Source organism: Streptomyces sp. NPDC127092 (genome assembly GCF_042722475.1).
Classification (GTDB): Bacteria; Actinomycetota; Actinomycetes; order Streptomycetales; family Streptomycetaceae; genus Streptomyces.
The window spans coordinates 24,763-31,799 of sequence record NZ_JBHXFE010000067.1 but is presented as its reverse complement, the minus strand read 5'-3'; the positions used below and the strand labels follow the sequence as shown (position 1 = coordinate 31,799).

The window sequence follows — 7,037 nt, the reverse complement described above, 5'->3', positions numbered from 1 at the left end:
CCGGAGCCGGTCGCCGCCCCGGTCGAGGAGCCGAAGCCGCGACGGCGGGCGACCCGCCGGGCGTCGAGCCCCGTGACGTCGACGCCGGGCACGGAGGCCGTGGTGGTCGTCGAGGCCGCGCCGGCCGTGGTCGTCGAGGAGCCGAAGAAGGCCGCCCCGCGCAAGCGGGTGGCCAAGAAGGCCGTCGCGCCGGTCGAGACCGTCGCCGAGGTGACCGAGGCCCCGCGCAAGCGCACCACCAGGAAGGCCGCGGCCGCCCAGCCGGAGGCCGCGGACACCGCCGCCGCCGAGGCGCCGAAGAAGGCGGCGCCGCGCAAGCGGGTCGCCAAGAAGGTCGCCGAAGCCGTCGCGGACGTCGTCGAGGCCGTCGAGGCCGCGCCGAAGGCCCCGCGCAAGCGGACCGCCAAGAAGGCCGTCGCGGCCGAGGCGCCGGACGCGTCGGAGCCGAAGACCACGACGACCCGTCGCCGTACGACGAAGAAGGCCGCGGCCGAGCAGCCCGCCGAGGCCGCGGAGGCCGCGCCGAAGGCCCCGCGCAAGCGCGTGGCCAAGAAGGCCGCCGCCCAGCCGGAGGCCTGACACCGGCACGTCCCACCACTGCGGCCCGGCCCTCGGAAACGAGCGCCGGGCCGCGGTGCGTGCGGACGCCAACCGCCCGCGCCGCCGCCGTCGGGCGCTGAGGTTACAGTCCCTGTATGAGCAAGCCCCGGTCCCTCGCGTTGCCGCCGCGTACTCGTGGCTATCGACTGTCCACGGCACGGGGCGAGTTCGCCGTGCTCGACGCCGGGGCCGCCGGGAAGCGGCACGGGACCGTGCTGCTGCTGCCCGGATACACCGGCAGCAAGGAGGACTTCCTGGCCCTCCTGGAGCCGCTCGGCGATGCCGGGTACCGCGCGGTCGCCGTCGACGGGCGCGGGCAGCACGAGTCGCCCGGGCCGCGCGGGCGGGCCGCGTACCGGCGCAAGGCGCTCGCGCTCGACGTGGTGGCGCAGGCGGCGGCGCTCGGGGACGGCCCGGTGCATCTGCTGGGGCACTCGTTCGGCGGGCTCGTGGCCCGCGCGGCGGCGGAGCTCGCGCCCGACGCGTTCGCCTCGCTGACGCTGCTGTCCTCGGGGCCCGGCCGGGTGGCCCGGCCGCAGCGGGTCCGGGTCCGGGTGCTGCGCGGCGCGCTCGCGCTGCTGCCCAAGGAGCGGGTGTGGCGGGCGACGCGCTGGCTGGACAGCCGGGGCGAGGAGCCGGGCGTGTCGGATCCGCCGGAGATCGTGCGGTTCCTGCGGCGGCGCTGGATGCGGACCCGGATCGCCCAGCTCTCGGGCGCGGGCCGGCTGCTGCTCGGCGCCCCGGACGGCACCGCCGCGCTGTGCGCGCTGCCGTTCCCGCTGCACATCGCGTACGGCGACGAGGAGACGGTCTGGCCGGTGCCGGACCTGGCGGCGGCGGCCGCCCGTACCGGTGCGCACCACACCGTGGTGAACGGTGCCGGCCACTCCCCCAACGTCTCGCACCCGCGGGAGCTGGCGGCGCGGCTCGCCGCGTTCTGGGACGGGATCCCCGCGCGGATCGCGGTGGGGGCGGAGGCGCCCCAGGCCGCGGTCCCGACGACGGCCACGGTCATCACCGGCAATCCGGACGAAGCGCGCCCGTAACGCGCGTCGGCGAAGATGGTCGCGGCGGCCCCGTGGTTTCCCGGGCGCCGCCTCGCGCAGCCCGGTTCCGGCGTCGCCGTCGCCGCCGGACCGGCCCTACCCGTCAGTACTTAGCCAGCCGAAAAATTTCCTTAGCGTAGGGAATGTTTGCAGGCTGCACGTCGTTGGACAGGTACGTAACCCAGTTCTCCACCAGGAGGAACACCTCAGACGAAGGGAGAAGCCCGTGCGCTTCGAAATCCTGCGACTCGACGACGTCGACGGCACGCCCGTCGACCGGACCGTCGTGGACGCCGCCTCCGTCAACGGCATCGTGCAGCAGGCCGCCGCGATCGGCCAGCGCATCTGGATCCGCCCGGCCGAGACCGCGGCCTCGTAAGGCCCACGGCCGGACCACACGCACCGCGCCCCCGCACGGACTCCGTCATCGGAATCCGTACGGGGGCGCAGTGGTGTCCGGCCACGCCGGCCAGGGGCGTCAGGCGCCCTGGATCACCTGGGTGACGCCGTTGATGATCTGCTGCACGGCGATCGCGGCGAGCATCATGCCGGCCAGGCGCGTCACCAGGACCACGCCGCCGTCCTTGATCACCCGGATGATCAGCAGCGAGTAGCGCATGGTCAGCCACAGCACGACGTGCATGGCGACGATCGCCGCCCACACGGAGACCTGCGCGGCGGCGCCGTCGGCGTGCTGCACGGCGAGGATGACCGACACGATCGCACCGGGACCCGCGAGCAGCGGCATGCCGAGGGGTACGAGCGCGACGTTGACGTCCTTCGTCTGCTTGGGCTCGTCGGTCTGGCCGGTGAGCAGGCTCAGCGCGATCAGCAGCAGGAGCAGACCGCCCGCGATCATCAGCGCGGGGACGGAGACGTGCAGATAGGCGAGGATCTGCTGGCCGAGGATGCCGAAGACGGTGATGACGCTGAAGGCGACGGCCACGGCCTGCCAGGCCATGCGCCGCTGGACCTTGGCGGCGCGGCCGGAGGTGAGGGCGAGGAAGATCGGGGTGATCCCCGGCGGATCCATGATCACGAAGAGGGTCAGGAAGAGCGAGCCGAAGACGGCGACGTCGAACACGGTGAAGGGCCTTGCGGGAAAGGGGTGTACACGAACGTCCGGAACTGGGGATTCCGGGGAGTGGGCAGGGTGATGCCCGACGGAAGGACGTCAGAAGGGGAGGGCGGAGGGCCGAGGGCACGCCCGCCGGAGGCGCCTGGCGCCGCAGCACCACGACAGGACGGCACCGGCCCCGAAGGCGCCGGAAATCGACGAGCCGTGACACCGGGCCCCGCGGAGAACGGGAGCGCTGCCGGCCGGACGGGCCCGGGGGCCTGTCCGGCGGCCATGATCCGCCGGACCGACCCTAGGCGCGTCCGCCCGCGCCCGGCACCGGGAAGGCGCCGGCGGCACGGCGGGTGATCTCGCCGTAGATCTCGGGGTCGGTGGTGAAGTCGCCGAGGCCGACGGTCTTGCGGCTGCCGTGGTAGTCGCTGGAGCCGGTGACCAGCAGCCCCAGCTCCTTCGCCAGGCCGCGCAGCCGCGCCCGGGTCGGCTCGTCGTGCTCCATGTGGTCCACCTCGATGCCGTCGAGACCGGCCTCGGCCAGCTCGGCGACGGCGGACTCGGGCACGCACTCGCCGCGCTTGACCGCCAGCGGGTGGGCGAAGACGGTGACGCCGCCGGCCGCCTTGACCAGGCGGATGGCGTCGACCGGGTCGAGCTCGTGCTTCGCGACGAACGCCCGGCCGCCGTCGGCCAGCCACTCGGACGTGAAGGCGCCGGAGACGTCCGGCACCACACCGAGCTCGACCAGCGCCTCCGCGACGTGCGGGCGGCCGACGGAGCCGTCGCCGGCGATCCGGGCGACCTGCTCCCAGGTGACGGGGACGCCGAGCTCCTGGAGCTTGCCGACCATCGCGCGGGCCCGCGGCACCCGGTCGTCCCGGACCAGCTCGCGCTCGGCGAGGAGGGCGGGCTCCTCGGGGTCGAAGAGGTACGCCAGCATGTGGAGGCTCACGCCGTCGTAGCGGCAGGAGAGCTCGGCGCCGGTGACGAGGGTGAGCCCCTCGGGCAGGGCGGCGATCGCCTCGCCGTAACCACGGGTGGTGTCGTGGTCGGTCAGCGCGACCACGTCGAGCCCGGCGGCGGCCGCCTTGCGGACCAGCTCGGCCGGGGTGTCCGTGCCGTCGGAGGCCGTGGAGTGGGTGTGCAGATCGATGCGCACGACGCGTGACTCCAAAGGGCTCGGGACGGACGGACAGGGACGCTCCAGCATAACGGGCGAATCAAGCACACACGTACGGATCCCCTGAAGCTCTCACCCCTTACTGCCCGCTCCCCCGCCGGCCAGCCGTCCGCCCGCCCCCGGGGCCGCCCCGGCACACCCCCTAGGCCAGCAGCCGCGGCGTCAGCGCCCCGCAGGGCAGCAGCTCGACCTCCGCGCCCGCGTCCCGCAGGTCGGTGAGGACCAGCTCGTCGTACATGAGGAGTCCCGACTGCTCGGGCCAGACGATCGCCCAGAGCCACAGACCGCGCGCCTCGCCGGCGAAGACGGCGCGGTCCTGCGGGGCGCCGTTGACGTGCCAGAGCGGGGTGGGACGGCCGGCCGCGAGCACCTTGACCTGCGGCGGCTTGTCGATGGCCATGCCGGGGCCGGGGTCGGGGCCGTCGATGCCCGCGTACCGGGCGCCGAGGCCGACGCCGAGCTCCTCGGCGACGAGCAGCAGCTCCCCGATGCCGCCGAGCGGGCCGGGCCCCGAGCAGGCCACGGCGGTCGCGCGGCCGCCGCTGCGGTCGTCACCGGCGTACGCGACCCCCGTGAAGAGCCAGCCGACGGGCAGGGGCCACGGCATCCACACCGGCACGTGGGCCCGGTGCACGACGACACCGAGGCCCTCGACGCTGGGCGGGATCACGGGTTGTAGCGGGTGCACCGAGCCGTGCACGTCGCACTGCCACGAGTCGGCGAAGAGACCGGGCGCCCTGACCCGGCCACCGCACTTCGGGCAACTGGGTTCGCCCCTCATAGGGCTCAACGGTCCTACCGCTTCGGCCCCGCGTCAAGGACGATCACCGATGATCACCCGTCCGGCCGGAGCCGTTCACCCTCGGCCGGAGAGCGGTCAGGAGGGGACAGGACGGAGTCCGATACGAACGGACCGGCGGACTCGAAACCAAGCCCCCGGGCCCACCGCGACGCCCCCGCGCTCAGTCCAGGTTCACCGACCCGCGCAGCGGGTCACGCAGGTCCGTGCCGTTCGCCAGCCAGCGCTCCTCCAGGGCCTTCGCCCCGTGCACCCGCTTCCACGCGGCCTCGTTCGGGGTCATCGGCAGCAGCGGCAGGAACCGCACCGGGTCCATGGGCGCGTCGAGTTCCAGGTCCTCCACCAGGCCGCCCGGCTCGGCGACGAGGACGGAGCTGAACGTCGCGTCCGGCCACAGCGGCTCGCCCACGTCGAGCGAGGCGCCAGGGGCGACGACCACGCCCTCCACCTGCGGGGTGGCGGCGAGCACCGCGAGCGGGCGCAGCACCTTGTCGGTGTCGGCGCGGCCGGCCCGTACGGAGAGCACCAGTTCGGCGCGGGGACCCTTGACCGGGTCGGCGAGCACCGCGGTGGGGTCGGCCATCGGCTGGGCGGACATCCCGAGGGTCGCGTAGCGCACCAGACCGGCGTCGGCGTCGATGAACCGGAGCACCTCGATCCGGTCGGTGCCGAGGAACGTGATCGCGGCGCGCGCGTCCGGCTCGCCGAGGGCCGTGCGCAGCCGGGCCTCGACCAGAGCGAGAATTTCTGCCATGCGGCGAGCATAAAGCGCGTATGGAACGGGCAAAGGAAGGGATTGACCCTCAGTCGGCTGATAGTGTTTGCCATTGGTCGGGTTCCCGACTGCTCGTCACACGTCATCCCTCACGAGGGACCGGCCGGAGGAGGTGGGACTGCGATGGACCGAAGTCGATCGGGCAGTACCAGCCGCTCTTCCGCCGCCCCGCACCCCAGCCCGGTGCGTATCTCCCTCCGGTGACGTCGAGGACCCTCACAGGTTCCCCCCTTCCCGGCAGCCCGCACGACGGAAGAGCACCCCTCTTTGCCTGTCTGTAGCGAACGCCGTCACCGCGATCCTCCGGTGCCGCCCGCTTTGTGGACGACGTAAGCACCACGTCCCCATTCCGGGCTGTGCCACGCTCGCCGACGGCCTCTCCGTGAAGGAGCACGCCCATGTCGATGATCCGTGACCTGCGCGCCGCCGTCCGTCCGTCGCTGCTGCACCCGCTGCGCAGGACCGCCCCGGCCGCCTCCTCCCCGTACGCCAACTACGACGCCACCCGCGACCCCACGGCCGCGAGCGCCGTCGTCGACTGCGCCGTCTACCGCGACGGCCGCCGCGTGGACGACCGCGCCTGCCTGACGCCGCGCGGCGCGATGCGTCAGGTACGGGAGAGCGGCGGCTTCGCCTGGATCGGCCTGCACGAGCCGACCGAGGCCGAATTCGCCGGTATCGCCGCCGAGTTCGGGCTCCACCCGCTCGCCGTCGAGGACGCCGTCCACGCCCACCAGCGGCCCAAGCTGGAGCGGTACGACGACACCCTCTTCACCGTCTTCAAGACGATCCACTACGTCGAGCACGCCGAACTCACCGCCACCAGCGAGGTCGTGGAGACGGGCGAGGTCATGGTGTTCACCGGCCCCGACTTCGTCATCACCGTCCGGCACGGCGGCCAGGGCTCGCTGCGCAACCTCCGCCACCGCCTCCAGGGCGAGCCGGAACTCCTCGCCAAGGGCCCCTCCTCCGTCCTGCACGCCATCGCCGACCACGTCGTCGACGGCTACATCGCGGTCGCGGACGCGGTCGAGCTCGACATCGACCAGCTGGAGATCGACGTCTTCTCGCCGGCCGCCAAGGGCACCACGCGCGGCGCCGACACCGGCCGGATCTACCAGCTCAAGCGCGAGGTCCTGGAGTTCAAGCGGGCCGTCACCCCGCTGCTGCGCCCGATGCAGCTGCTCAGCGAGCGGCCGATGCGGCTGGTGGACCCCGACATCCAGAAGTACTTCCGGGACGTCGCCGACCACCTCGCCCGCGTCCAGGAGCAGGTCGTCGCCTTCGACGAGCTGCTCAACTCGATCCTCCAGGCCAACCTGGCGCAGGCGACCGTCGCGCAGAACGAGGACATGCGCAAGATCACCTCGTGGGCGGCGATCGTCGCCGTCCCGACGGCGGTCTGCGGCGTGTACGGCATGAACTTCGACCACATGCCGGAGCTGCACTGGAAGTACGGCTACCCGATGGTGCTCGGCGGCATCGCCGTCATCTGCTTCGCCATCCACCGCACCCTCAAGCGCAACGGCTGGCTGTAGCCGGCGGAGCGCGGTCGATAGGCTTCG

7 protein-coding genes and 1 pseudogene are annotated in these 7,037 nt (G+C 73.3%); 4 read left to right on the top strand and 4 right to left on the bottom strand.

What is annotated here, in order from left to right:
• The 3 genes and pseudogenes from ACFWJO_RS35500 to ACFWJO_RS35490 all read left to right on the top strand — a co-directional run.
• A pseudogene (locus ACFWJO_RS35500) lies at nt 1-579 on the top strand (DEAD/DEAH box helicase); the annotation flags it as partial.
• Nucleotides 580-695: 116 nt separating this feature from the next.
• Nucleotides 696-1,646, top strand: a complete 951-nt coding sequence (locus tag ACFWJO_RS35495; protein ID WP_386872009.1) for an alpha/beta fold hydrolase — start codon at nt 696-698, stop codon at nt 1,644-1,646.
• Between the two features lie 226 nt (nt 1,647-1,872).
• Nucleotides 1,873-2,025, top strand: a complete 153-nt coding sequence (locus ACFWJO_RS35490; protein WP_386872007.1) for a hypothetical protein — start codon at nt 1,873-1,875, stop codon at nt 2,023-2,025.
• A gap of 99 nt (nt 2,026-2,124) precedes the next feature.
• Here ACFWJO_RS35490 and ACFWJO_RS35485 read toward each other — a convergent pair whose 3' ends face one another.
• The 4 genes from ACFWJO_RS35485 to ACFWJO_RS35470 form a co-directional block, all read right to left on the bottom strand.
• Nucleotides 2,125-2,730 carry a MarC family protein gene (locus tag ACFWJO_RS35485; RefSeq protein WP_384421183.1) on the bottom strand — a complete coding sequence of 202 codons (606 nt, stop codon included), beginning with the start codon at nt 2,728-2,730 and terminating at the stop codon, nt 2,125-2,127.
• Between the two features lie 286 nt (nt 2,731-3,016).
• Nucleotides 3,017-3,877 (bottom strand): PHP domain-containing protein, encoded by an 861-nt coding sequence (locus tag ACFWJO_RS35480; RefSeq protein ID WP_386872005.1) that lies wholly within the window; start codon nt 3,875-3,877, stop codon nt 3,017-3,019.
• A 163-nt stretch (nt 3,878-4,040) separates the two neighbouring features.
• Entirely contained in the window at nt 4,041-4,679 is a 639-nt protein-coding gene (locus tag ACFWJO_RS35475) for a DUF6758 family protein (protein WP_386872003.1), read from the bottom strand.
• A gap of 181 nt (nt 4,680-4,860) precedes the next feature.
• A complete protein-coding gene (locus ACFWJO_RS35470) occupies nt 4,861-5,451 on the bottom strand; it encodes a suppressor of fused domain protein (protein WP_386872001.1) in 591 nt (196 codons plus the stop codon).
• 419 nt (nt 5,452-5,870) lie between these two features.
• On the opposite strand from ACFWJO_RS35470, the gene ACFWJO_RS35465 reads away from it, so the two are divergent.
• A complete protein-coding gene (locus tag ACFWJO_RS35465) occupies nt 5,871-7,010 on the top strand; it encodes a magnesium and cobalt transport protein CorA (protein WP_386871999.1) in 1,140 nt (379 codons plus the stop codon).
• Nucleotides 7,011-7,037 lie beyond the last annotated feature (27 nt).